The sequence below is a fragment of the Euryarchaeota archaeon genome (genome assembly GCA_016207515.1).
In the GTDB taxonomy this organism is placed as follows: domain Archaea; phylum Thermoplasmatota; class SW-10-69-26; order JACQPN01; family JACQPN01; genus JACQPN01.
Genome location: JACQPN010000006.1, coordinates 14,998 through 40,853 on the forward strand (window position 1 = coordinate 14,998; position 25,856 = coordinate 40,853).

The following is a 25,856-nucleotide window of genomic DNA, read 5'->3' on the forward strand; positions in this document are numbered from 1 at the left end:
GGCAGGTCAAAAGATTTTAACGCGACCAGAGGCCTTCCCGTCCACGTGCCGGGCAGATCTTACGAGGACTTCCAGGTCGGCGAAGTGATCATGCACACCATGAAACGCACGATCACGGAGTCGGACAACACGCTCTTCTGCTCGCTCACGATGAACACGCAGCCCCTCCACATGGACGAGGAGTACGCGAAGAAAAGCGCGTTCGGGGCCCGGATCGTGAACGGGCTGCTCACGATGGCGCTATCCGTGGGGATCAGCGTCCGCGACCTCACCGAAGGCACGCTCATCGCGAACCTCGGCTACGACCGCGTGGAGCACCCGAAGCCCGTCTTCCACGGCGACACCATCGGCGTCGAGACGAAGGTGCTCTCGAAGCGCCGCACCTCGCAGCCCGGGCGCGGCCTCGTGGAGTTAGCGCACACGGTGAAGAACCAGAACGGCGAGGTCGTCTGCAAGTACCAGCGCACGGTCCTCATCCAGGTGCGCGACCCGGAAGAGAGCGGTGCTTGATGGACCACCGACCCCTGCGCAGCGTACTTTTCACTCCCGCCACAAGGGCGGACCGGTGGTTGAAAGCGCTTGAAGGGCCGGCGGATGTCGCCGTCATCGACCTCGAAGACGCGGTCGCTCCTGCGGACAAAGAGACTGCCCGGCGCTCGGTAGCCGACGCGCTGAAATCGACGAGGGCCGGGAAGACGCTCCGGGGTGTTCGCATGAATTCGTGGACGAGCCGGTGGGCCAAGGACGACTTGGAGGCGATCGCTCCCCTTCGACCGGACCTAGTCGTCCTCCCGAAGGTCGAATCCGGCGACGACGTGATCGGGGCCGACCTCCTCCTCACAGAACGCGGATGCGACGCGGAACTCCTTCTCATCATCGAGACGGCAAGGGGCGTCATGGCGGCCTCCGCGATCGCCTCCGCCTCACCTCGCGTACGCGCCGTGGCGTTCGGGGCGGAGGACTACGCGGCAAGTGTAGGCGCAAGGCGGACCGTCGACGGACTCGAAGTCCTCTATGCGCGTAGCCACGTCGTCGCCTCCGCAGCGGCCGCGGACGTGGACGCGATCGACCAGGTCTTCGTGGATTTCAAGGACGCCGCCGGGCTCGAACGCGACACACGTTTCGGCGCCCAATTGGGGTTCACGGGTAAACAGGTCATCCATCCCGACCAGGTCCCGACGGTGCACCGGGCGTTTCGGCCATCGGCCGGCGAAGTGGCATGGGCGAAAAAGGTGCTGGACGCCGTACGCTCGGCGGGGACCGGCCAAGGCGGTGTCGTCGCCGTCGATGGCCGCATGATCGACCCGCCGTTGATCCGCCAAGCCGAGCGCGTCATCGCATTATCTGTCTTAGACGCGCCTTGAGATCGCCGGGCAGCAGTACGCCAGAAGCATGACATCACCACACCGGACGCGGCCACCCACGGCCCTAGGCGCGCCCGTCGGATGCGCCGATTGATTCGCACGCATTCTAGAGGCTGCACCTGACCCCGGGACAGTGCTTCGACGCCCGTAGCAAGAACCCGCACCTCGGGAGAAAGCCGTATTTAAGCCATTCCGTCAAACGGGATTAACCAATTCGGCGGAGGGAGAACCGTGAATCCCGTTCCCGCCCACGCTCCCGTTTCGATGCCTGACCGGGGGGAGTCACCGACGAATGTCAGCTCCCCCGGCAGATTGCAGGCGACGCTCAACGAGACCGTCGCGGGTTACATCTCGCCCGTCTCCCTCGGGCTTGGGATTCTCTACGCAGTGCTTGCAACCATCTACTTGACGACGCTCCCTCCGCCAATCAACGTCGGCGTAAGTCTGGCACACGCGACCGCCTCCGTCCTCCTTCTTGGACTGCACATCGCGGTGCGAGGCCGCACTGTACCCGGCGATCTCTCGCACATGATAGGTACAGGTGTGGCGCTCGTCGCCACTGTCGTCGCGGCGGCGCTCGTCGTCCTCACGGGAAACGCCGTCCACAGCACGTCATTCACCATCATCGTGATCGGCGTCGGCGTGTTCTTCCTGTCGTGGCGCTGGCTCGCGGCCGCCGTCTTCGCCGCGGACTGCGCGTGGCTCGCGGTCGCCTCCTTGGGCGGCCCTTCCCCGTATTGGACGCAACTCGGGTTGTCCCTTTTCTCCGCCAACGTCCTCGCGTTCCTAGTCCACCTCGTCAGGATGCGCACGATCGGCGGCCTCGAGACGCTACGCTCCGTCGAGGCCGAGCAAAGCCGTAAGCTCGAACGCCAGACGGAGAAGCTTCGTGAGGCGCAACGCACGGCGCACATCGGGAGCTTCGAGTGGGACATCACCTCGGGTCGGGTCGTCTGGTCGGACGAGCTGTACCGCCTCTTCGGGATCGCCCCAGGGTCGATGGCAGTCACATACGACCAATGGCTTTCGATGCTTCGGCCGGAGGATCGGGACGAGGCCGGAGTCCTCGTCCGAAACGCGCTTGACAATGGAACGCCCTTCGAGTTCGACTACCAGGTGAGGCAGCCCGATGGCAGCATGCGATGGATTCAAGGCCGCGCCCATGTCGTGGCCGACGCGTCCGGCAAGCCCGTGAAGCTCGTCGGGACCGCCCAGGACATCACGCGTCGCAAACTCGCCGAAGAGGAAGCCAACAGGCTCAACGCGGAACTCGAATCGCGCGTCGCGCAAAGGACGGCCGAACTGGAGGCCGCGAACAAGGAACTAGAGGCCTTCAGTTACTCGGTGTCGCACGACCTAAGAGCACCCTTGATGACGGTGGACGGGTTCAGCCAGGCGCTTCTTGAAGACTACGGCGACAAGCTGGACGATGAAGGGAAGAAGACGATCCTACGAGTACGCGAGGCAACGAAGCGCATGGCCGAGCTCATAGAGGCGATACTCAAATTGTCGCGGCTAGGCCGAAGTGCCTTGAAGCCGCAGCGGGTGAACCTCTCGGTCCTTGCAAAGACCTACGCCGAGGAACTCCACAAGACGCAACCGACGCGCAAAGTCGAAGTCAAGGTCGAGCCCGGCGTCCATGCCGAGGGCGATCCGCCGCTCCTACGCGTCGTCATGGAGAACCTCATCGGCAACGCATGGAAATTCACGTCGCGAAAGGAGAACGCCTTCATCGAGTTCGGCGCGATGAAGCGGCGCGACGGGACCGTCTACTTCGTGCGAGACGACGGCGCCGGGTTCGACCCAGAGTACGCGGCCAAGCTCTTCCTTCCCTTCGAGCGCCTTCACGCGGCGAAGGACTTCCCCGGCACCGGGATAGGCCTCGCCAGCGTCAAGCGCATCATCGACCGCCACGGCGGGCGCGTGTGGGCCGACGGTTACCCGGGAAAGGGTGCCCAGTTCTACTTCACGATCGGCGCCAAGGAGGAAGGACGCGCGTCCGCGGACGTACAGCCCGCGATACGGGAGGGACGAGGGGTGAACACTTGACGGAACCAGTGATACTTCTAGTCGAAGACAACCCGGACCATGCAGACCTTACGCTCCGGGCGCTTAGGAAGAACAACATCGTGAACGACGTCGTCGTCGCCACGGACGGCGTCGAAGCCATCGATTACCTGTTCAGGACCGGAAAATACGAGAACAACGCGCGTTGGACGCTTCCACGGCTCGTCATCCTCGATCTGAAACTGCCGCGCCTAGGCGGCCTCGACGTCTTGAAGAAGCTTCGTTCGGACGAACGGACGAGGCTCCTTCCCGTCGTCATCCTCACCTCATCGAACGAGGAACGCGATCTCTTGGACGGTTACGGTCTCGGCGCCAACAGCTACGTGAGGAAGCCAATAAACTTCAACGATTTCGCAGAGGCCGTGCGCCAACTCGGGCTGTACTGGTTGATCCTCAACGAGCCCGTCCCGAAGAGGACCACAGCCACCTAGACCGCGGCCGCCCAAAGGACGGTAAGGCGCTCGGATACTGTGGTGGCGGGCGGCCGGACTAGATGACGGTCCCGTGCTTTTTCCCGGGCAACGGGTGGTCCTTGTGCCTCGCCGCCCTTAGTCTTTTGATGAGTTCGTCTCGTAGCTCCGACGGCGGCACCACGTGGTCCACGACGAGATCGTCTGCCATGACGTGGACGTCTATGTCGGCCTTGTAGGATTCACGTTTCTCCGCGATGAACCGTTCTCGCTCCGCCGGGTCCTTGATCGCGTCGATGTGCCGCCTGTACACGGCGTTTATCGCGGCCTCCGCGCCCATGACGGCGATCTCGGCGCCCGGAAGCGCCAAGGTCGCTTCGGGTTCGAAGGCGGGTCCGCACATTGCGTAGATCCCGGCGCCGTAGGCTTTCCTCACGACGACACAGAACTTCGGCACCGTCGCGGTCGACGTCGCGTAGATGAATTTCTTGCCCCGCTTCAGGATGCCGGCCTTCTCCATCGCAAGGCCCACCATGAAACCCGGCGTGTCGCACAGGTAGACGAGAGGCACGTTGAACGCGTCGCACTTGAGGATGAACTCGGCCGCCTTGTCCGACGATTCCGGGAAGATCGCCCCCGCCTTGTGCTTGCTGTTGTTCGCGACGATACCGACCACGTGGCCGCCGAGGCGGGCGAAGGCCGTCACTAGCTCCGGAGCGTAGTCGGGCCCGAGTTCAAGAAGCGACCCCTCGTCGACGAGGGCCTCCAGAAGCTCGTGCATGTCGAAGGGGAGGTTCGGGTCCGTCGGTACCAGGTCGGCGATCTTTGACGTAGGTCGTGCGCTCGGCCGGGCATCATAATGCGGCGGGTCTTCCTCGTAACCGTCGGGAAGATACGATAGGAGGCGCCAGACGAGCCGCGCCGCGTCCTCCTCGTTCTCCGCGATGAGGTGGCAGCTGCCCGACTCGGTCGCATGGAGTTCGGGCCCCCCGAGTGTCTGGAGGTCGGTCTTCTCGCCCGTCACCATCTCGACCATGCGAGGGCTAGCGATGCACATCGCGCTCATCTTGCGCACCATTATCGTGAAATCGCAAAACACAGGCGTATAGGCCGCGCCGGCGACGCACGGCCCGTATAGCACCGCGATCTGGGGGATCGCGCCCGAAAGGAGCGAGTGGTAGTAGAAGTACTTCCCGATGCCCCTGAGGTTAGCAAAGAAGCCCGACTGGTCGGTGATCCGTGCGCCGCTCGAATCGACGAGGTAGAGGATCGGCTTCTTCGCCCGCAGAGCGCGTTCCTGGAGCCGCAGGAACTTCTCGACGCCCTTCTCCGCCATGCTCCCCGCTTTCACCGTGTAGTCGTTCGCCATCACGTAGACGCTTCGCCCGTCGAAGTCCCCGACACCGGTCACCATCCCGTCGGCCGGGAGGTCGGCGTTGCGGTTGTTCGCGAACAATCCGTCCTCGAAACTGAGACCACCCGGGAAGAATAGTTTCAACCTCTCCCGGACGAACAGTTTCCCCTCGTCTTTCAGCGCGGCCCTGTACTTCTCCGGCCCACCCTTCTTGAGCTTCGCCGCCTCCCCTTGTATGCTCGCTTCCCGGGCGCTTGCATCGTTTGCCATCTTCTCACCCTTCTATCTCGGCGAGCACCGTGTGCGAATCCACCACGTCGCCCGCCTTCACTAGCAATCGTTTCAGCACACCGCCAGTCGGGGCCGTTACCTCGTTTTGCATCTTCATCGCCTCGAGTATCATAAGTACATCCCCCTTGGCCACCTTCTCGCCTTCGGACGCTCTCACGGCGACGATGCGGCCCGGCATCGGGGGCCTTATCCTGGCTTTCCCCGTCTCCTCGACCTCGTGTTTTCCGGGAGCGCCGCGCGGCGAGAAGAAGGCGACCCTATAACCCACGGGGCGCCCGTCTATCAGGGCCTTCTCGGCGGCGACGAGCTCGACGTGGTGGCGCCGGCCCGAAAGCCCCACCGCGACGGAGCGCCCCGCCGCCTCGCAGGAGAGCTCGTACGTCTCTCCGCCGACCTCCACGCTCACCTTGTCCTCCACGCGCAAAAGCCACAGTTCGTGGCGTTCCCCATCGATCTCAATTACGACGTGCAATCAGGGCGCCTCCCTGGAACGTCGCGGCGGAAGGGTGTGCGAGTGGTGCGCCGCGCCGAGCCCGCCTCGCCCCCCGACGGCCAATGCGGCGGCGATCAAGGCGGCCCGCTGCCTCGAGGAACCGACACGTTTCTCCTCCTCAAGCCGTGTTCTCTCGATTATCCCGCGCTCCTCGATGAAGCGCGTCGACAGGTCGCCTTTGAGGAAGGCCTCGTCGGCCAATATCACGCGGTGAAACCCGACGTTCGACGGAAGACCGGAGAGCGTGAAGGAGCCGAGTGCCGCCCGCATCCTCGCGGCCGCCTCGGGCCTCGTGGGACCCCAGGCGATGACTTTCGCGACCAGACCGTCGTAGTGGCTTGGCACGTCAAGGCCTTCGACGATCGCGGAATCGATCCGAATCCCCGGCATGGAAGGCGCGCTGTACCGGGTCACGCGTCCGGGCGAAGGACGGAAGTCGTTGAGGGGATCCTCGGCGTTGATCCTGCATTCGATCGCGTGGCCGTCCGTCCTGATGTCGCGTTGATGGAGCGTCAGGGGTTCCCCGGCGGCGATGCGGATCTGCCACTTCACGATGTCGACCCCGGTCACCATCTCCGTCACCGGGTGCTCGACCTGGAGCCTCGTGTTCATCTCGTTGAAGTTGAACCGGCCGTTCGAGTAGAGGAATTCCATCGTGCCGGCGTTCGTGTAACCGCCGGCCTTGGCGAGTTTCACCGCGAGCTCTCCAAGGTCGCTCCTTTGTGCCTGGCCGAGCGCCGGACTCGGGGCCTCTTCGAGCAGTTTCTGGTGCCTGCGCTGGATGCTGCATTCGCGCTCGCCCAAGTGGATGAGGTGGCCTTTCTCGTCGCCAAGGACCTGCACCTCGATGTGGCGGGGCCTCTCCAGGAACTTCTCGATGAAGACGGAGCCGTTCCCGAAGGCTGCGGCCGCTTGGGAACTCGCGGCATCGAACATGGCGCCGATCTCCGATCCGTCCCGGACTATCCGCATGCCCATCCCGCCTCCGCCTGCTGCGGCCTTGAGGATCACCGGGTAACCGATCCTTGCCGCCACCCGTTCCGCCTCCGCAGGATCCGCGAGCGCGCCGTCGCTACCAGGCGCCACCGGGACGCCTTCGCGGATGGCCAGGGCCCGGGCCCTCACCTTGTCTCCAAGGACCTCCATCGCCTCGGGCGAGGGGCCGATGAACTTGATCCCTGCCTTCCCGCATGCTCTGGCGAACATGGCGTTCTCCGAGAGAAAACCGTATCCGGGGTGTATCGAATCACATCCGGTCCGCTCGGCCGCTTGTAGGATGAGGTCGATGCGGAGGTAACTTTCGGCCGGAGGGGCGGGCCCGAGGCGGACGGCGGATGTCGCAATCTTCACGTGCGGGGCACGTTCATCCGCGTCACTGTGGACGGCGATGGTCTCTATTCCCATCTCGGTGGCGGCCTTCATGACGCGTAGCGCTATCTCGCCGCGGTTGGCCACCAGTATCCGTTCGAACATCACGCCATCCGCACTTCTTCGAAGGCATTTAAACTCATTCAAGACGTGGGAGCGAGGCCGACGCTCCTACGAAGCCATCGAGGGGGCGAATACGCGAAAAGGCCGAGGAGTGCGGCAAGCATTCCGAACGCCCGGATGAGTATCTGTGCTGCGTCGCTTTGGAAGGCCCCTGGAAGCGGGATGAGCACGATGCTCAAGGTCAAGGCGATGATGCTCCATGAGGCGAACCGTATCCGGTGCCTCACCTCGGGGTCGGTGACGCGGCGGCCCAGAACAAGGTATGAAATCGAGGCGAGCGTCTGCGGGACTGCGAGGAACACCAGGATCATGAGGAGTAATGCGGGGTTCGAAGGGACGCTCGGGACGAACGCGGTCCGCCATGGTCCGACAGTGAAGCCGGTGGGTCTAGTGCTCACGATGTTATAGACGAGTACGAAGAAGTACATGCCGTACAGGACGAGGATCGGGAGGAGAAGAGTCTTGGTCCCAGTGAAGACGTAAAGGAGGTAGTAGAGGAGGCAGGTGAGCGAGAAGCAGAGGAGCAGTAGGTTCACGAAGATGATCGTGGTGTAAAGGCTCAGGTCGACAAGCCCGTTCTCGGCGCCAAGGCCGAGAAGACCGTAGACGACCTTGTTCGCGCCGATGGCGATCCACCAGGTCGAAAAGAGCGTGGACGCGAGTTGATCGGTAGGCGCCACGCGCCGTTGCAAAAGCTTCCGGCCGACAAAGGCGTAAACGGATCCCTCAAGGATGGTCAACAGGGCGCCGACGAGGACCAGGTCAGGCCACCCCGGCGGCGTGGAGAATGGCAAAGCACCTATCGCATGCCCGCGTCACGGGGCGTGCGCCGTCTTGCAGGATCCCGCTCGCCGACGACGCGCCCGCCAAGGACTGCGGTCGAAGGCCCGGGCGCTCCATCTGGATGGCCCGTTCGCCCGCGCCGCCGGTCGGGTCTTGCATCTCTCCTTGTCTACGCCCGGATGCCGGCGGGGCGTAGGCCACGTAGATCACGGAGGCGGCCGCCAGGCCGATGAGGCGGCTTACGACCTGCCACACGTCGCCGACGGTGAGACCGAAGGCCCACGGCGAAGTGCTTCCAGATATCCCGAAAGAGGATGCCATGAAAATCGCGCCGAACCATATCGCGATGCTGCCCGCGACCAGGAGGATGCGGCGCTTCTGTGCCTTCTCTCCGACCCGGAAGTAGAGGCTCAGGTAGGCGATGGCGCCCAGGGTCGGGGGGACGAGGAGCCCCAGGAGGACGGCGTAGAACACCGGGCCGCTTGTGATCTGGTGCGCGTAGAATACCCTGGTCTGCCACTTGGTGACCTCCACTCCGGCCGGGCCACTTGCGTCGACGTAGTAGACGAGCAGGGCGAAGTACAGGAAGTAGAGGCCGGCGATCGGGTAGAGGAGGTTCCGTCTTCCCGTGTAGACGTACAGGAGGTAGTATAGGAGGCCCACGAACGCGATGCAAAGGGCTAGTAGCAGCATGTACGTGATGCTCAAGTGGAGGGATAGGTCACTCGAACCGAGGGCGCCGGCGACCGAAAGGACCGAGCCGGCCGCGGTGATGGCGCCCAGCCCCATCCACCATATGGCGAACGATCGCGAGGCGGAGCGCGCTTCGGCGGAGACGCTTCGTTCGTTCACCCGCAGGCCGACCGACGCGTACACGATGGCGGTGACCAGCCCGAAGATCGCGTTCGCAAGCAGCGTTGTTTCAACCAAGGCTTCATTTCCCCCTGTTCCCTTGCGTTTTGTCCTGCATCAGACCAGTTCCCGTGCGCGTTCGACGGCCGTCCGGCGACCGTAGCCGCCGATGATGTTCTCGACGCCGGCAAAGCCGGGTTCGACCACCGCTCCCCGTGATGTGAGTTTGAGCGATCGGAAGCGCCGGTCGTGGTCTCCGCCCCGGAACTTCATGACGCTTACGGCTTTTCTAAGCTCGCTTTCGAGTTCCACGTACCGGAGCACGATGACGTTGTCGACAAGGAATTCGAGACCATAAGCGCTTATGGTCACCGCCGGCCCCACGATCTGCGGGACCTCGTGGCTCACGATGGTCGTCACTTGCGTGAGCTTGAAGTGGTTGAGGAGGCCCGCGATGTTCGAGCGCAGCACCTGCGGCGGCCAACCGAGGAATTCGAAGTGGCTCAAGGAATCTATCACTAGCCGCGAGGCCCCGATGGCGGCCATCGCCTCGTCGAGGATCGTGGCCCCGGACTCCCCTTGGGCGACCAGTATCTCGGGTGTCGTGCATACGACTCGGACGCGCCCTTCGTCCTCCCACTTTCGAAGCGGCCACCCCTTCGCCGCGGCGTCCCTGTAGAGTTGTTGGGGGAGGTACTCGAAGGTGACGAACACCCCGTTCTCCCCGGCCATAACGCCGGCCGCGATGAACTGTAGCGCGAGCGTCGTCTTGCCGGTTCCGGGGCTTCCGGCAAGTAGCGTCGAGTCGCCTTGGACCAGCCCGCCACCGAGCATCTCGTCGAGGCCGGCGACCCCCGTCGATACGCGTGGCGCCTTGTCGAGGCTCAACATGGTTCGGGCTCCGAGTCCCCACGCCGGGCGCGCCGGGCGATCAAGCGCTCCACCTCGTCGTTGCGGTGGCGGTCGTAAACGAGGACTTTGCGTCCGCCCGCGTCGCGAAGGCGCACGATGCCGAGGCGCACGTGCTCGGCGATCTCCTTTCGAAGCGTCTCCTGTGGGATGCCAAGCCGCAACGCGAGCCCTTCGAGGGTCTCGATTATCCCCGGGTTGCGGTGGAAAAAGACCAGGACTTGGATCTTTGTATCGGAATCCGCCCACGCGGCGAGGAGCGCTTCCGTCTCCTCGTCCTCGCTTGTTGCCGCCATGATCTTCGCAAGACTCCAACGTGGCACCGCCTCCACGGGTTAGGGGAACGCGTACCGGCCGAACGTCGCGTGCGGGGTTGGCGCTCGGTGCCCTTCGATCGGTATGGTGCCGTGTCCGTCGAGGCTGAAACGCCGCTTATTAGTTTACGGAATAGACCATCGACCAACTGGCACCGAAATAATCGGCACTGCTCAACGTCGAATCTCAAGACTGTCCGGAGCCACGTTCGGAGTTAGCGCCCTGGGTTGACCCATTGTCCTCTTGGGCAATCATTAAATATCAACCGTGATACTTACCTGTCGCTCGGATAGGTGTGGCTTGGGCAAGAACCCTAAACCCTCAGGTAAAAAAACCAGCACTACTCCCAGTGCGGCCAAGAGAAGCCACCGCGTCCCAAAGCGCGCGCCAGAACGGCCCCGCCCGTCACCTCTCGCGGCCCTTGCCGCCATGCGCCGGATAGCGTCGCATTTCGACGTCCGCCTAGACCTCGACAGGCTCCTACTCGAGATCGCGAACGGCATCACGCAAGCCACCGATTTCGACGCCGCGATCATCAACCTCTACAACGCCCACGACGAGTTGGAGGTCCGGGCCTCTAAAGGCATCCCGCCGGGCGTCGCCCGCAAGCTCACGCGCGAGCACATCCCAAGGAAACGCATCGAGACGCTTCTAAGGAAAGCCGAACCGATCTCACAATCGTACTTCATCTCGCACTCTTCGCGGCCGTGGGGAAAGTACCCGGACAGTTGGACCTACGCCCCGAAGATGAAGATGATAAAAGGCCCATCAGCCTGGCACCCCGACGACGCGCTCATTGTCCCGCTAGGCATTACGGGCCGGGGCACGATCGGTTTCATCTCCGTCGACAAACCGCGCTCGGGCCGGATACCAGACCGCGAGGAGGTGGCGCTCCTCGAACTCTTCGCCGCCCAAGCGGCCATCGCCGTCGAGAACTCGTCGCTCTACCACCAGATCGAGCGCGCCAACGACAAACTCGTCCATGGACGAAACGTCCTGAAGGACCTCTACGAGGAGGCGGAGCGCAAGGCCCAGGAACTTGTGACCCTCACCAGGATCGGCCAGGTGCTCGCCTCGAGCCTGAACACGGACGTGCTGCTCGAGACCATCTACAGGCAGATGGGTCTCCTCATGGACACTTCCAACATGTACATCGCGATCTACGACGAGAAGAGGAAATGGCTTGAGTTCCCCCTATACTACGAAGCGGGCAAGCGCATAAGGCGCGAGGGACGCCCGCTCCAAAAAGGGCTGACCGAGCACATCATCTTCACGAGGAAGCCCCTTCTAATCCGCCACGACTTCGAGAAGGCCACGAAGAGGCTCGGCATCCGTTACTTCAGGACGCCGGCGAAGTCGTACATAGGCGTCCCGATGATGACGGAAGGCCGGGTCCTCGGCGTCATCGCGATAAACAATTTCAAGGACGAGGATGCCTACGACGAAGGCCACGTGGAACTGGTATCGACCTTCGCGAGCCAGGCCGCAGTGGCCTTAAGAAACGCCGAACTCTACGCGGAGATAGTCGAATCGAGGAACAACTACGCGACCGTAGTGGAGACGGCGTCGCGCGCGGGTCAGGGCATCGCCATCCTCCACGACGAGGCGAAGGGCGAAGGCACGTACGGATTCGCCAACGACGAATTCTGCCGCATCACGGGCTACACGCGGCAAGAACTCATGGGGATGACCTACAAGGATCTCGTCGCCCCCGAGGAGATTGCCCGCGTCCGAGCGATTTACGACCGTCGCAAGCGCGGCGAGCCCGTCCCCCTCACGTACGAGACGATGCTTCTGTCGAAAGACGGTCGAAGAGTCCCCGTCGAGATCTCGGCCACGGTGACGCGCCGCGACGACGGGGTGGCCACCGTCGCGTTCGTCCACGACATCACCGACCGCAAGAGGGCCGAGGAGAACCTGCGCGAGACCGCGGATTCCCTGGCCGAGGCACAGAACATCGCGCATCTTGGGAATTGGGACTGGGACCTAGGAAGCGGAGAGGTCACTTGGTCGGATGAGATGTACCGCATCTACGGTTACGGGGCCGAGCGTTTCCCCGTGACGTTCGAACGCGCGATGGAACGGGTCGTGCCCGAGGACGCGAAGACCGTCTCGCAACTGTTGGCGCGCGACATAGCGGCCTTCCGGCCTCCCGAGACCAACTTTGCCGGTGCAGAGTACCGGATCCTTCTTCCAAGCGGTGAACAGCGCGTCCTGTACGGCACGGCCAAGGCGACAGGTAGCGAGAACGGAAAACCAGTCCGCCTCGTCGGGACCGTGCAGGACGTGACCGAGCACAGGAAAGCGGAGGACGAGTTGAGGCGCACCGTCTCGCTCGTCCAGGCGACCCTCGAATCGACGGCCGATGGGATACTCGTCGTCGACCAGGCGGGGAAGATCGTCGGGTTCAACAGGCGTTTCGTGGAGATGTGGCGCATCCCCGCCGAGATCGTCGCCTCCCGCGACGACCAACGCGCCCTCGGGTTCGTCCTTGACCAACTGGAAAGCCCCGAGGAGTTCGTGAAGAAGGTGAAGGAACTATACGCCGCCCCAGAAGCCGAGAGCTTCGATGTGCTGCGTTTCCTTGACGGACGCATCTTCGAGCGCTACTCGCTCCCGCAACGCGTCGAGGGAAAGAGCGCCGGCCGTGTCTGGAGCTTCAGGGACGTGACAAAGCGGAAACGGGCCGAAGAGGCGCTCCGGGCCTCCGAGGAGAAACTGCGCTCGATCGTCGACAGTGTCCCCGACATAATCATGACCGTCGACCGCACGGGAAACCTCCTTTACACCAACAGGCCCATCGCACCGGTCGGCGCAAACGCCGTAGGTGCCCGCGTACAGTCGCTCCTGCGGCCGAGCGCCGGTCCAGTGCTCGAATCCGTCCTCAAGGAGGTGTTCGAAGAAGAGGAGACCGTGCACTTCGAGCTCGAAGGTGCCGACGAGCATGGTGCCACGATCTGGTACGACAGCAGGATGGGCCCGATAAGCATCGGGGGCAAGGTGGATTCCGCCATCCTCGTGTGCCTCGATGTCACGAAGCGCAAACTCGCCGAAGCCGAGATCATGGCACTCTCGAACCTCAACCGCGAGATCGTGGAGAACGCGCCCGTCGGGATCCTTTACATGGACACCGAGGGCCGGATAACTTTCGAGAACCAGAGCCTCCTTGGGATCATGGGCCACCAGGGAGACCGCCCGCCGCTCAATTGGCATGAACGCATCAGCGAGCTTCCCCCCGTGAAGGCGGTGCCGAAGCTTCGCGCGATGCTCCTCGAGCTACTCGAGGGGCGTCCCTTCTGGGACTTCGAGACGGAATACACGTCCCTCTACGGCAAGCAGTTGACGATGTCGGTGTCCGGTGTGCCGCTTCGCGCCTCCGACGGCGCCCTGAAAGGAGCGCTTCTCCTCGTCTCCGACGTGACGGATCGGGTGCGCCTCCAACGTGAACTCGAATCGCATGCGAGGGAACTGGAGGCCCGCGTCGAGGAAAGGACCAAGGCGCTCGTGGCCTCGAACCGTCACCTCGCGGAGGCCAAGGCCAACCTCGAGACGATCTACAATGCGACGATCGACGGTTTCCTCTTCGTCGACAAGAACATGGACCTAGTGTCGGCCAACCAACGATTCTGCGACATCTTCGACTTCAGGCTCGACGAGCTTCTTTCCGGCGACAAGACGACGGTCCGGCAGGTGGCGAGGTCGAGGTACAAGGATCCCAGGATATTCGACGACGATCTCCGCGTCTACGATCACCCCGAGGTCGTCCTCGACAACGAGATCGAGCTAGAAAGGCCGGTGCCCCGCTGGGTCCATCAGCACAGCGAGGCCATCTACGACGATCAAGGGGGCTATCTCGGCCGCGTCTGGACGTACAGGGACATCACAGCCCAGAAAAAGCTCGCGGAGGAGGTGCGCGACCGGTCGGAACTCCTCGCGACCATAACCGAGAACACGGCCGACGTCGTGATGGCCCTCGATGGCGCCGGGGTGATACAGTTCTGCAACCGGAAATACGGCGAGCTTTTCGGATGGCCCGCCTCCGAGATCGTCGGAAAGCCGTTCTGGGAACTCTTCGCCACGACCGGAACGGGCCCGCCGTTGCAAGACCAGTCGATGGAGAACTGGAAAAGCCTTCTCCGAGGAGGGCGACTTCCTCCTCGCGACATCTCTATCCCGACGCGCGACGGCGGACACCGGGAGATGATCGTGAACGCGGCGCCCATCATGGAGGGCGGGAAACTGTCGCGGCTCGTGGTGACGCTCACCGATATCACCGAAAGAAAACGTCTAGAAGAGGAACTGAAGCGTTACACGACCCACTTGGAGCTCGAAGTGGAACGGCGGACCCTCGAACTAGTGCAATCCGCGAAGATGGCGGCCCTGGGCCAACTCGTCGCCGGTGTCGCCCACGAGATAAACAACCCTCTCGCGTTCGTGAAGAGCAACACCCAGAACGTCCGCGAGGTCCTCCACGATCTCACGGAGAGCGCGTTCCTTCGCGCCGTCGACGAAGGGCGGGTCCCGCCCGAGGCGGTGCGGGAGTTCCGCTCGTCGCCGGAGTACGCGTTCATCAAGAAGGACCTCGAACGGTTGATGGAGCAGAACCTGAAAGGCCTCGACAGGATATCACAGATCGTGTTCAACCTGAAGCATTTCGCGAGCCCCCAACAAGGACGGCGCGAACCCGTCGACATCAACCTCCTCCTCAAGGACACGATAACGATCTTCCACCCGCAGTTCAGGGGCCGCATCGAGCTTGTCGAGGAGCTCGGGGACATCCCGAAGGCGGTAGTCGATTCGGGCCAGGTGAACCAGGTCTTCATGAACGTGCTCGTCAACGCCGCGCAGGCCATACCGGGCAAGGGCACGATAACGGTGAGGACGCGCGGCACCGCCGACGCCGTGGAGGTGTCGATAACGGACACGGGGACCGGCATCGCCCCGGAGAACCGCAAACGCATCTTCGACCCGTTCTTCACCACCAAGCAACGTGGGAACACCGGGCTCGGGCTTTCCATCTGCTACCAGATAATCAAGGAGCACGGCGGGGACATCCTCGTCGAGTCAGAGTTGGGAAAAGGGACGACTTTCATCATCAGATTGCCCGTGAGGACGTGAAACCATGAACCAGAGGACGACAAGAGGCGGGGCGCAGAAGGTGTACGAGATACTGTTGGTCGACGACGAGCCGGAGGTCCTCGACGCCTTGGCGATGACGCTGAAGCGGGCCAAGAACTTCCAGTGCAACATCAAGTCGTTCTCCGACCCTCTTGAGGCGAAAAGGGAGCTCGAAGCCCGGCCCTTCGACATGGTCCTCGCCGATTACCGCATGCCGAACATGACGGGCGTCGAGCTCCTGAAACACGTCCACGAGAAGTACCCGACGACCGTGCGGGCCCTCATCACCGGATACACGGACGTCGAGATCGCCATGGAGGCGATGGACCAGGCGAAGATCCACTATTACGTGCAGAAACCGTGGAACAACGACGAGCTGCGGCTCACGGTGTACGAGGCGTTGTCCGGAAAGGCAGGAGGCTCGTGATGAGCCTCGCGGAGGTCGTCTTCGAGGCGGAGAAACGCGACTACGCGATGTGCCGCTTCACCGCGGAGCACCCGGACGTCCGGGCGATCTTCAGGCCCATAAAGTGGGGTCGCGAGGAGAACCGCATACGGGGTGTCTTGACCATCGTCGGGGCGACCGAGGTGACGAACTCGCTTGTCAAAGAACTCAAGGAGGCGGGCCAGTACGAGCATTTCGAGATCATGTCCATAGCCCCTTATGCGATCGTCCTTTCGCTTGAGGCACAGACCACTGGCGCCGGCCACAGTGGCGTGGAACTTGCCGCCCTCACGTTTTCCGCCCTCGGCTCCGAGACGATCCTCGAGCCCATCATCTTCGACAAAGGGAAGGCCCGGGTGACCGGGCTCTGCCCCCAGGTCGGCGACACGAAGGAAGCGCTCCTTCGCCTCCAGGAGCTCCAGAAGGTGCAGGAGTGGACGCAGTTCCGGGTCATCCGCGTCGGTACGTTCGATCCCGTGGGCTTTGGCGAGAAGCTCCGACCGGTCCTGGACGCCGATCAGGAGGAATTGATGATGCTCGCGATCTCGATGGGTTACTACGAGGTCCCGAAGCGCTGCAACCTCGAGGACATCGCAGGCCGCGTCGGGCTTTCGGTCTCGCCTGTGCACAAGAAACTCAAGGAGATCGAGCACACGCTCATCAACTCCTATCTCGACCCCGCCTACAAGGTCGTGAAGCGGCGCCGCAGGACGTCCTTGGGGGCGAAATCCCCCGGCGCCGCGCTCATGCGCGAGATAATCCTACGCCTCCGGCTCACGGATTTCGCGCCCGCCGGTTTCACCAAACGTTATCGTGAATCGCGCCTTATCTACCAGATCCTCGAGGAGGATACGGCCGAGAAGCGCTCGACGGGGCTCTTCGTCTTCGTCGCCGCACAGTTGTTGTTCGACGAGTTCCTGAAGTCGATGGAACGCGGCGCCGACACGATCTCCGTGGAGACCTTGGGCCGCGACGCCGACCACCTATCGCTACGCGTGAGGCAGAAGATCTTGCAGGAAGGGATCCGGACAGGCCCAATGGTGCTTCATGAACTCGTCCGCCGCTTCGGTCGCGACTCGTACGTGAAGCCCATCATCATCGAGGACGGGGAACTGCTCGTCCGCATGGTCACGACGAGGAAGGTCTCATCTGACGATATCCTTCGCGGCCTCACGGAGCTTCAAGGGGCCGGCGGCATCGTGGATTTCGACCTGTTGAACGTGAAGGACGTGACGGCCGACACGGCAATCGCAAGCATCCCGCAGCAGGAGAAGATCACCCCGCGGCAGGAGGAGGTCTTGAAGATCGCCCACGCCATGGGCTACTACAGGACCCCGAGGGAGTGCACTCTAGAGGACATCGCGCACACGCTCGGCATCAGCACCAACGCGGTGCACAAGAACCTCACGGCCGCGGAGCAGAAGATCGCGTGCGGGTACTTCGCGGGCACCTCGCGGAGTTGAAACTCCGCTTGCCTCCGACCGGGGAGCGTGGAGACTACCGGTCGGTGGCTTCGCGCAGCTGATGCTGCGCTCGTCCCAGCTAGGCCTCGGCCGGGACACTTGGGGACTTCCGGCCTTCGGCTTCGCGGGCACGTCCCGGAGCTGGTCTCCGCGTCGATACACGCCCTGTGCGCGCGACGGCATGTCCCCGGCGTCCTCGCCCGCACGGTGGGATCACCCCGCGCGCTAGGATCGCCCATGCGCGCGTCCTAGGCGTCTTCGAAAAGTAACATCTCCAGCTCTTCCCACTCGTCGTCGGTCACCATGAAACCGACCATCCAAAGATCAGAATCGAAGGCAAGGAGGAAAGCCCCCGCACGGGGATCGCCCCGGCCGGGCCGGGTTGGAGCGGCGGGTGTCCTGTCGCTTTTGTTCCTTGGGCCGATGGGACTGGCGCTAGCCCTTCCCAGCGGCCCGGTGGTCTTCGTCTACGAAGACGGCGAGTACACGTTCACCGCCCCGCTGACGGTCCCCGCCGGGACCACGGTGGAGTTTCGTAACGCCATCGTCCACCTCGACGGCCCGGAACGCAATTGCACCGGCCACATCGCCGTGGCCGGCCACTGCATAAGCGACATCGAGGTCGAAGGCGGCACGCTACGCATCATCGGGAGCCGGATCGACCGGACGCTCGGCGATCGGGAGCTCATGATAGGAGCCGTGGGCGGAGTGCTCGAGATCCGTGAGAGCAGCCTGTCGCGCGTCGAGACGGTCTACGTCGAAGGCGGAAGGCCCGACGGGGCCGTTTCCGTGATTTCCGACAGTGCATTCAGCGGCACGGGTTTCGCCGTCCAGGCCTACTACGGAGCACCCCTTGTCGTCGAACGCAACGTCTTCACGGGTTTTTCACGCGCCGTCAACGTGTTCATGGCCTCGCCGCAGATCCGAGACAACCACATCCGCGCCTCGTCTTACGCCGGCATCTTCATCGCCGCCCAGACGGACAAGGCCATCCCGAACATGCCTTTGATCGAGGGAAACACGATAGAGGACTCGTTCTTCGGCATCGTGAACCTCAACGGGTTCCCCAACGTGATCCGGGAAAACACCTTGAGAAACAACACCGTAGGCGCCGCCATCGGCATACCGCCGCCACAGTTCGGCGTGAAGCGGCCCGGGCCCGTCTTCGAGCGTAACACGTTGGAGGGCAACCACATCGCGTTACGCACCTACGACGTGAGCACCGTGTTCGGCGACCCGGCCATCAGTTGGGAAGTACACGACAACGACTTCCTCTCATCGCGATGCATCGACATCGACGCGAGCGCCCGCATAGCATACCACGTCGACGCGACCTCGAACTACTGGGGTTCGCCGCAAGGACCGCAGCGGCACGGCGAGGGGTGCGAAGCGGTGGTCGGCGACGTCGATGTGGACCCGTGGCGGAGCGAGAGGGCGACGTAGGGAAGTGGTCCACACGAGCGGCGTGGATACGGCGGCCGCTGGGATGCGTTTCGGGTCCCACCCGCCGTTCCAACCCCTGCACCCACGTTGCAGGGCACTCAATGTCCTAGGGTCTCACGAAAAACCAGATAACCCCCGAACGTCGCCTATTGCCAGAGGCCGGATGTCGCTTTCCCGCGTTTTCATCGTGGTTTCTGTGACCCTGGCGGTCTTGGCTCTTCCGGCCGCGGGGGTGCTCGGTCCTGGGGACGGCGTAAAGGTCGGCCCCGGGGAGGCGGATTCGGTGGCCGCAAGCGCGGCGTTCCACGGATTCCGCTTGGAGCGACAGATCGCCTTGCCGGCGCCTTTGCCGGCGGACGCACGCGTCGACACGCAGCGTCTCCTGGAAGGGACCTGGTCGCCGGTCGTCGACGCGGAATACACCGCGACGGGGCTCCAATCGTTTGCCCGGCGGGCCGTAGGCGAGTCGTACGCATCAGGCCTCGACGAGGCCATGACGGTCGCCGGGATCGTTCCGCGTATCGGCGTGCCGCGGGAATCACCGGTGGAGCTCGTGTTCCTCATCGACGATCTCCGCGTTTCCGGCGACGCGGCAGACGCGGACGAAGCGACCTCGGCCAAAGGCGACGATTCCCCGCGGTTGCGGGAAGAAGACCCCGTCGAACGGGCCGTTCCCGGCCGCGCACCGAGGACGGCCGACGCCGGCCCGTCGATGGAACCGGTGAAGGACCACCCGTCCGGTATCCGGGAGGCGATCACCCCCCGCCCGGGCCCCGAGCCTGAAGGCGCAGGCCCCGCGCTCATCGTCGCCGGCACCTTGACCTCGATCTTAGCGCTGATCCTCGCCCGGCGCATGATCGACCGGCGCCGGCTTCTCACGGTCTCGAGCCGCAACCGTGTCCTCGAAGTCGTCACGAAGCGCCGCGGCGCGCCCATTTCGGCCATCGCCCGCGAGACGCGCCTTGCGGCGAGTACGGCGGAGTACCACGTCCGGATCCTCATGGACTTCGGGCTTGTCGTCCGCACACGCCTTCGCGGACGTGCCATCTACTTTCCTGCGGGCCTCGAGCCCGCGTCACGGGCGCGACTTGCCCTGGAGGCCAACGAGCGCACGAAGGCCATCCTGCGGCTACTCGAGCGCGCTCCCGAGGCCACGGTCCGGGACGTTGCGGCGCAAGTCGGCGTGAGCCGAACGGCCGCGCATTGGCACATGGTCCGTATCCGGGAGGCGAAGGCCCTTCACATGGCCACTTGACGATGGCGAGGATGGCTGGGCGGGCGACCACGCGACGCTCCACCCTCCGTGGCGGTTGAGATTGCCGGTCGAGGTGATCCTGGTAGCCCGTAGGATACCGAAAACTCCTTTGCCTGCAACCGACGTGTTGCATCAAGTTGGGAGCATGGGAGAACCATTGCGCACGCTGACGCCCGATGCCTTCGAGGCGATGTTGGCCAAGGCCGAGGAGCGTGCGAACGCTGCGGCCGCCACCGTGGCGGCTCGGACGAAGCGCATCGAAGAACTCCGGCAAACTAACGCGGGGATGCGTGCCGATGAGATCCGTCTCAAGGCCAGCGAGTCGGTCCGAGAGATCGCCGAACGTGACGCGGCACCGCAGAAATCGACCGAAATCGACAAGTTCGGTTTCGTCGTCCGCGTGATGAAGCGGTGAAGACAAGGACCCTTTTGCGCCCGTGGCCCACGGTGCCGTGAACGGCCTGTCATTCTCCTTGGAACCGCGCTTGGTCCGATCGGATCGGAAGATCCCTGCCGGCCCACGCCGGCAAGCCCTTGCCTTCACGTTTCGACGCTTGTCCCAATCCCGTTAAGTGGTCTCCCGCCGGTTTCCTGGATGCATGACCGAGAAGCGTAGGGATGGGACTCTCGCGACCCCGGCGCATGATATGCGCTCGGAGGACGCGTTCGAATTCGTATTGGAGGATACCGTGAGACGGCCAGAGCCGCCGCCAGTCGCCCCGGGGGGCGATCTGTCGCAAGACGACCAGGGTTTCAAGCGGCGCCTCGTCGAAGCCGAGCTCAAGGCCGAGAGGGCAAGGACCATCGCGCAGAAGGTCGCCGAGGACCTTGCCGACCTCGAGCCCAATACAGGCGCCGACAGGCGCGAGCGACTGGGCCTTCACGCAGGCGGAGCCTGAAGGGGCCCGAGCCGCTCCGGGGAGGACGGCCCACGGGGTGTCGCTGGCATTGGGTCCCCGCCGGCCGGCGGCTCCTTCCTGGAAGCGCGGTCTCGGGCCCATGGCGCTTGATTCCGGCGGCGAACCCAATCCCGACCCTTTTTAACGGGAACCTTCCATGATTTGCCCGTGCCCATAAGGCGAAAAGACGGCACCATCCGGCCGAAACTAGGCCAACATTTCCTGAAAGACCCGCGTGTCGCCGCGCGCCACGTGGGCTACGCGAGCGTTGGCCCAGGAGACGCCGTCCTCGAGATCGGGCCGGGGCCGGGGATCCTGACTTTTGCCCTCGCCGAGGCCGCCAAACACGTGTACGCAGTGGAGATCGACCGCGAATTGGCCGACCGGCTGGAGGCGAAAGGCCTACCCGCCAATGTGGAGGTGATCCGAGGCGACGCTTTGAAGGTGACGCTGCCGCGTGTCGACAAGGTGGTCGCGAACCTCCCGTACAAGATCTCCTCGGCCATCACGTTCCGACTCCTCAAGCACGGCTTCAAGATCGCCGCACTCATGTATCAGAAGGAGTTCGCCGACCGATTGGTCGGAAAGCCCGGCACCGACGACTATTCGCGCCTTTCCGTGAACGTCGCATACCGTGCAGATTGCAAGGTCATGGAGACGGTCCCCCCCGGCGCCTTTGACCCGCCTCCACGCGTGCACTCGGCCATCGTCACGCTTTCGCCCCGTCCCGCTCCGTTCAAAGTGATCGACGACGACCTCTTCGAGGACGTGGTCCGTCTGGCCTTCGGCAGCCGCCGCAAGACGCTGCGCAATGCGCTCTTGGGGCGAAGCGAATCGTTGGGGTTCACGAAGACAAGGTTGGCGGAGATAATCCCCGCGAGCGCCGAGTACGAGCGTCGCGGCGAAGTGCTGACGCCCGCGGAGTTCGCAGCGGTCGCCAATCGCATAGCACAGGGGAGGGCAGGTTGAGCATGGCTTGCGGGTGGTGGTCAGATTGACGCCCCCAGGAGCGCCCGGAAAGCAGTCGAGGCGCGCCACGATCGATTACTATGGTATCGCGTTGGAGATCCACCCTGAGGTGTACGAACCGGCCGAGGACACGGAAGCCATGCTGGAAGCGCTGCGTGTGAGGCCGGGACAACGCGTACTTGACATCGGGACGGGAACGGGAGTACTCGCGATCCAGGCAGCCCGTGCGGGAGGCCGCGTCGTGGCCACCGACGTGAACCCATACGCCGTGGCACTCGCCCGGCTCAATGCCGCTCGAAACGGCGTGGCCATTGATGTCGTGCGCGCCAGCCTTTTCCAGCCCTTCAGGGGGCGTTTCGACGTAGTACTCTTCAACCCGCCTTACCTCCCGGTCGATCCGGGGGACCGGATCCGCGGTTGGCTGAACCTTGCTCTCGACGGCGGCGAGACGGGGGATGCGGTCATCGAGCCGTTCCTAAGGGACCTCGCCGGCCACCTGGAGCCGCACCACGGGAAGGCGTTCATGCTCGTCTCGAGCTTCACAGGCGGAGGCATCGAGCAGCAGGAAGGAAACGCACAATCAAGGGGTTTCAGGGTCGTGGAGGTCGCATCGCGTCGCCTGCCGTACGAGAGGTTGGCGGTGCTCGAATTGCTCCCAAGGACCGAGGAGACCGTCGAGTTCAAGATCGAGGAGCCGGCGCGGGAGGCGAAGGAGCCCCTGTTTTTCAGGCCGGCCTTCAAGATGGCGGAGCCGCGAGCCGGCAAAGAGGTCGACCGTGATTCAAAGCTCGTTTGATCAGACCTGGAAGCTGCGGAAACCGAGCGTCGCCTTGACCTGTGAACGCCGAATGGTCCAGAATCCATCCTAAAGTGTCTTTTGGCCAAACGCTAAAGAGAAGCGGTCGGGAAAAACCGGCGGTGTGCCCTTGCACTCTTCCGATCGCACTTTACCAGATGATAGTCGGCCAGGGTTGTGCAATAGTTGGATGTAGTACCTTTCACAGAGCGCGTCCAACGGATTTCTTCTGGTGATTGATTGGCACTCAAGAGAATAGTCGTGGTCGGTATTGCGATGATATTGGTCGGCACAAACGTGGCCTTGGCCGATAACGTGGTGAACGATATTGCCGCCAACGGCGGGGACACAGTCGACGTCGGCGAGACCACGTCGATAGGATTCAAGATAGTAGCGACGGCGACGCAGCAAGGCGACACCCAGCAGGGTTGCAATGCGGCCGACGGGACGCCCGCGGCCGTGACGATACACTACCCGGAGCACGTGAGCGCGGTGCCCGACGTTCTCACATTCACCAGATGTAACGCCTTCCAGGACGTGATCTTCTCCGGCGATACCGCGGGCGACTACGAGATCAGCGCGACCGCGGACGATGCAGGGTCCGGCACGTACGCTTCGCACCAGGCCACCTTCATCCTCCACGTCGGTGAGGGCGGCTCCGGTGCCGATACGACGGCACCGCAGATCTCGATTTCCGGTGACATGGAAGCCGAGGCATCCGGCCCCGACGGAGCCACGGTCGACTACTCGATCTCGGCCGAGGACGATAGTGGGGGGGCGGTCGAGCTGTCCTGCCAGCCGCCTTCCGGTGCGACGTTCCCGCTCGGCGTCACCCTCGTCCACTGTGTGGCGACGGACACTTCGGGAAACAGCGCCGAAGCGACCTTCTCGGTCACGGTCAGCGACACCACCGCGCCCGCCATCGACGCCCATGACGACGTTTACGCCGAGGCCACGGGTCCCGGCGGAGCGATCGTGGATTACGGCTATCCAGCGTGGCATGACGCGGTAGACGGCGATGGAGTGGCGTCTTGCGTTCCCGCAAGCGGCGAGACCTACGCTCTTGGCCGCACGGAAGTCACGTGTAGCGCTAGTGATGCGGCCGGAAACTCGGCCGCGTCCTTCTTTGACGTGTGGGTGGTCGACACCACGCCCCCGGCCATCGAAGGGCACGACGACATCGTGGTCGAGGCGACGGGCCCCGATGGCGCGGCGGTCGATTACTTGGCCCCCGCCAGCCACGATCTGGTGGACGGCGACGGGGTGGCGACTTGCGACCCGGCGGCCGGCTCGATGTTCGCGCTTGGGGATTCGTCCGTGGATTGTGTTGCCGCTGACGCGGCCGGCAATTCTGCGTCGAGCGGGTTCACGGTCTCGGTCGTCGACACGACGCCACCGGTTTTGAGCCTCCCGGCCGACTTCCTTGAGGCCGCGGATGGTTATCCGGACGGCACGGTATCGTACGAAGCCTCGGCCTGGGACCTCGTTGACGGCGCCGTCGCGGTGGTATGCGATCCCGCCTCCGGCTCGCTCTTCGCTTACGGCACGACCACGGTCACGTGTAGCGCCACCGACTCCCGCGGCAACAGCGCCTCGGGGAGCTTCGATGTGACCGTCTACGTGTCGTGGTGCGGGTTCCAACCGCCTCTTGCCAACGGCCGATCGGTGTTCAAGCTCGGAAGCATCATCCCGGTGAAGTTCTGCCTCACGGCGGAAAGCGCTGGGATCACGGACCTGGTCGCCCACATCTATGTCAAGAAGCTGAGTAACAGCGCATCCGGAACGGAAATTGCGGCCGGTTCCACGTCCGCCGCAGACGTTGGCAACACGTTCCGCTACAGCGCCGACGGGGCCCAATACATCTTCAACTTGGGCACGAAGACGCTCTCGAGAGGCATGTGGCAGATCCGGGTGGACCTTGGTGACGGAGTTTGGCATACGACCAACGTGTCGCTGAAGTAGGCCCTTCCACGGCCGACACAGGGCGCGCTCCCAGCGGGGCCGCCCGGCCGTCGGCGCGGGCTTCCCGTCGCGGCGATTCCCCGAGCGGGAGGCTCGATCGGCCACGCCCCGCCCGGCCGTCGTCAACTGGGCTCGGACGAAGGCCAGTAACCTTGTGTATACGGGGAAGTCCTCGCTGTGTCCGACCAGTTATAGATGACTTTCACCAAACGCTTATAAGTGGCCGTCGCCGAGCCTTGCTTCACTGGAACGGAGGAAAATCTTGAAACATCAGGGTAACCCCCGCAAGGGGGACGGTCGAAGCCATCTGTGGCTCACGATGGCCGTAGCCGGCGCCTTGGTGCTGTCCGTCATCCCCGCGGCCTCTGCGGCGGACAACACGCCGCCAGTGTTGTCGATCCCCGCGGACATTACCGTTTACGTTGGGACCGATCCGGGCGTTGTCCTCTCCTGGTCCGCGTCAGCCGTTGACGACCAGGACGGCTCCGTTCCGGTTGCGTGCTCGCCATCAAGCGGCTCGTTTTTCCCTGTCGGCGACCACGTGATCTTCTGCTTTGCCTCGGACAGCAACCTCAACACCGCCATCGGCAGCTTCATGGCGTTCGTCCTAGGCGGGTCGCCGCCGCTGGCGCAGCCTCCGGTGATTCTCGTGCCCCCTGACCTGCGTATCACGGTCGCCAACGGGGTGACCGGTACGGTGGTGGCGTACGAGGTGGCCGCCGTCGATGAAGTGGACGGCACCATGGCGGCCGTTTGCCAACCGGCCTCAGGGTCTTTTTTCGTCGTGGGGACCACGTTGGTGAGGTGCCAGGCGACGAACAGCCGGAACCTTACCGGCTTCGGGTCGTTCAACGTGACCATCGACGAGGCCGCGCCACCTGGAGGTGGCGGCTCGGGCGGCTCGGGAAGCACTTCGGACAATGTTCCGCCTTTTCTCACGATCCCGGCAGACATGACGTTCAGGGCGGCCGGCGGCGGGGCGGTCGTCTATTTCGGAAGCACGGCCGTGGACGATAAGGACGGGGACGTGACCGTGGACTGTTCCCCCGCAAGCGGGAGCTTCTTCCCTCTTGGCGTGACCAGCGTTGTCTGCCAGGCCGTTGATTCGAACGGTAACATCGCGATCGGTGCTTTCAGCATCACGATCCTCGACCCGCCCTTCCCGCCCCCACCGCCG

22 protein-coding genes are annotated in these 25,856 nt (G+C 63.7%); 15 read left to right on the forward strand and 7 right to left on the reverse strand.

What is annotated here, in order from left to right; translation table 11 throughout:
- Positions 1 to 45 precede the first annotated feature (45 nt).
- From HY556_02935 to HY556_02950, 4 genes are all read left to right on the forward strand, one after another.
- Positions 46 to 510, forward strand: coding sequence for a MaoC family dehydratase (locus tag HY556_02935; GenBank protein MBI4392738.1), 465 nt, complete (start codon positions 46 to 48; stop codon positions 508 to 510).
- On the forward strand, positions 510 to 1,364 hold the full coding sequence (locus HY556_02940; GenBank protein MBI4392739.1) for a CoA ester lyase: 855 nt from the start codon (positions 510 to 512) through the stop codon (positions 1,362 to 1,364). Before HY556_02935 ends, HY556_02940 begins: the two co-directional genes overlap by 1 nt.
- Before the next feature lie 231 nt (positions 1,365 to 1,595).
- On the forward strand, positions 1,596 to 3,413 hold the full coding sequence (locus HY556_02945; protein ID MBI4392740.1) for a PAS domain-containing protein: 1,818 nt from the start codon (positions 1,596 to 1,598) through the stop codon (positions 3,411 to 3,413).
- Positions 3,410 to 3,862 (forward strand): response regulator, encoded by a 453-nt coding sequence (locus HY556_02950; GenBank protein ID MBI4392741.1) that lies wholly within the window; start codon positions 3,410 to 3,412, stop codon positions 3,860 to 3,862. The genes HY556_02945 and HY556_02950 overlap by 4 nt, the downstream gene beginning before the upstream one ends.
- A 58-nt stretch (positions 3,863 to 3,920) precedes the next feature.
- On the opposite strand, the gene HY556_02955 is transcribed toward HY556_02950, so the two are convergent.
- The 7 genes from HY556_02955 to HY556_02985 form a co-directional block, all read right to left on the reverse strand.
- Positions 3,921 to 5,465, reverse strand: coding sequence for an acyl-CoA carboxylase subunit beta (locus tag HY556_02955; protein ID MBI4392742.1), 1,545 nt, complete (start codon positions 5,463 to 5,465; stop codon positions 3,921 to 3,923).
- A gap of 4 nt (positions 5,466 to 5,469) precedes the next feature.
- The gene (locus HY556_02960) at positions 5,470 to 5,958 is read right to left on the reverse strand and encodes a biotin/lipoyl-binding protein (GenBank protein ID MBI4392743.1); all 489 of its coding nucleotides are present in this window, start codon (positions 5,956 to 5,958) and stop codon (positions 5,470 to 5,472) included.
- Complete coding sequence (locus HY556_02965; GenBank protein MBI4392744.1) at positions 5,959 to 7,452, reverse strand: acetyl-CoA carboxylase biotin carboxylase subunit; 1,494 nt, start codon at positions 7,450 to 7,452, stop codon at positions 5,959 to 5,961.
- A gap of 38 nt (positions 7,453 to 7,490) precedes the next feature.
- Positions 7,491 to 8,150 carry a hypothetical protein gene (locus HY556_02970; GenBank protein ID MBI4392745.1) on the reverse strand — a complete coding sequence of 220 codons (660 nt, stop codon included), beginning with the start codon at positions 8,148 to 8,150 and terminating at the stop codon, positions 7,491 to 7,493.
- Positions 8,151 to 8,232: 82 nt separating this feature from the next.
- Positions 8,233 to 9,183 (reverse strand): hypothetical protein, encoded by a 951-nt coding sequence (locus HY556_02975; GenBank protein MBI4392746.1) that lies wholly within the window; start codon positions 9,181 to 9,183, stop codon positions 8,233 to 8,235.
- Between the two features lie 39 nt (positions 9,184 to 9,222).
- A complete protein-coding gene (locus HY556_02980) occupies positions 9,223 to 9,996 on the reverse strand; it encodes an AAA family ATPase (GenBank protein MBI4392747.1) in 774 nt (257 codons plus the stop codon).
- Positions 9,990 to 10,310 carry a hypothetical protein gene (locus tag HY556_02985; GenBank protein MBI4392748.1) on the reverse strand — a complete coding sequence of 107 codons (321 nt, stop codon included), beginning with the start codon at positions 10,308 to 10,310 and terminating at the stop codon, positions 9,990 to 9,992. The genes HY556_02980 and HY556_02985 overlap by 7 nt, the downstream gene beginning before the upstream one ends.
- 448 nt (positions 10,311 to 10,758) lie before the next feature.
- On the opposite strand from HY556_02985, the gene HY556_02990 reads away from it, so the two are divergent.
- From HY556_02990 to HY556_03040, 11 genes are all read left to right on the forward strand, one after another.
- Positions 10,759 to 15,447: a PAS domain S-box protein gene (locus HY556_02990; GenBank protein ID MBI4392749.1), complete on the forward strand. Its 4,689-nt coding sequence runs from the start codon at positions 10,759 to 10,761 to the stop codon at positions 15,445 to 15,447.
- A gap of 4 nt (positions 15,448 to 15,451) precedes the next feature.
- Positions 15,452 to 15,874, forward strand: a complete 423-nt coding sequence (locus tag HY556_02995; protein ID MBI4392750.1) for a response regulator — start codon at positions 15,452 to 15,454, stop codon at positions 15,872 to 15,874.
- Positions 15,874 to 17,355 carry a helix-turn-helix domain-containing protein gene (locus tag HY556_03000; GenBank protein MBI4392751.1) on the forward strand — a complete coding sequence of 494 codons (1,482 nt, stop codon included), beginning with the start codon at positions 15,874 to 15,876 and terminating at the stop codon, positions 17,353 to 17,355. The genes HY556_02995 and HY556_03000 overlap by 1 nt, the downstream gene beginning before the upstream one ends.
- A gap of 423 nt (positions 17,356 to 17,778) precedes the next feature.
- Positions 17,779 to 18,798, forward strand: coding sequence for a right-handed parallel beta-helix repeat-containing protein (locus HY556_03005; GenBank protein MBI4392752.1), 1,020 nt, complete (start codon positions 17,779 to 17,781; stop codon positions 18,796 to 18,798).
- A gap of 187 nt (positions 18,799 to 18,985) precedes the next feature.
- A complete protein-coding gene (locus tag HY556_03010; protein ID MBI4392753.1) occupies positions 18,986 to 20,053 on the forward strand; it encodes a winged helix-turn-helix transcriptional regulator in 1,068 nt (355 codons plus the stop codon).
- A 61-nt stretch (positions 20,054 to 20,114) separates the two neighbouring features.
- Complete coding sequence (locus tag HY556_03015) at positions 20,115 to 20,468, forward strand: hypothetical protein (GenBank protein ID MBI4392754.1); 354 nt, start codon at positions 20,115 to 20,117, stop codon at positions 20,466 to 20,468.
- Positions 20,469 to 20,652: 184 nt separating this feature from the next.
- Complete coding sequence (locus HY556_03020; protein MBI4392755.1) at positions 20,653 to 20,952, forward strand: hypothetical protein; 300 nt, start codon at positions 20,653 to 20,655, stop codon at positions 20,950 to 20,952.
- Positions 20,953 to 21,120: 168 nt separating this feature from the next.
- Positions 21,121 to 21,921 (forward strand): ribosomal RNA small subunit methyltransferase A, encoded by an 801-nt coding sequence (gene rsmA, locus HY556_03025; GenBank protein MBI4392756.1) that lies wholly within the window; start codon positions 21,121 to 21,123, stop codon positions 21,919 to 21,921.
- 25 nt (positions 21,922 to 21,946) lie between these two features.
- Entirely contained in the window at positions 21,947 to 22,717 is a 771-nt protein-coding gene (locus HY556_03030; GenBank protein MBI4392757.1) for a methyltransferase, read from the forward strand.
- A gap of 240 nt (positions 22,718 to 22,957) precedes the next feature.
- Complete coding sequence (locus tag HY556_03035; GenBank protein MBI4392758.1) at positions 22,958 to 24,679, forward strand: HYR domain-containing protein; 1,722 nt, start codon at positions 22,958 to 22,960, stop codon at positions 24,677 to 24,679.
- Between the two features lie 262 nt (positions 24,680 to 24,941).
- A partial coding sequence (locus tag HY556_03040; protein ID MBI4392759.1) for an HYR domain-containing protein occupies positions 24,942 to 25,856 on the forward strand: 915 nt, incomplete at its 3' end.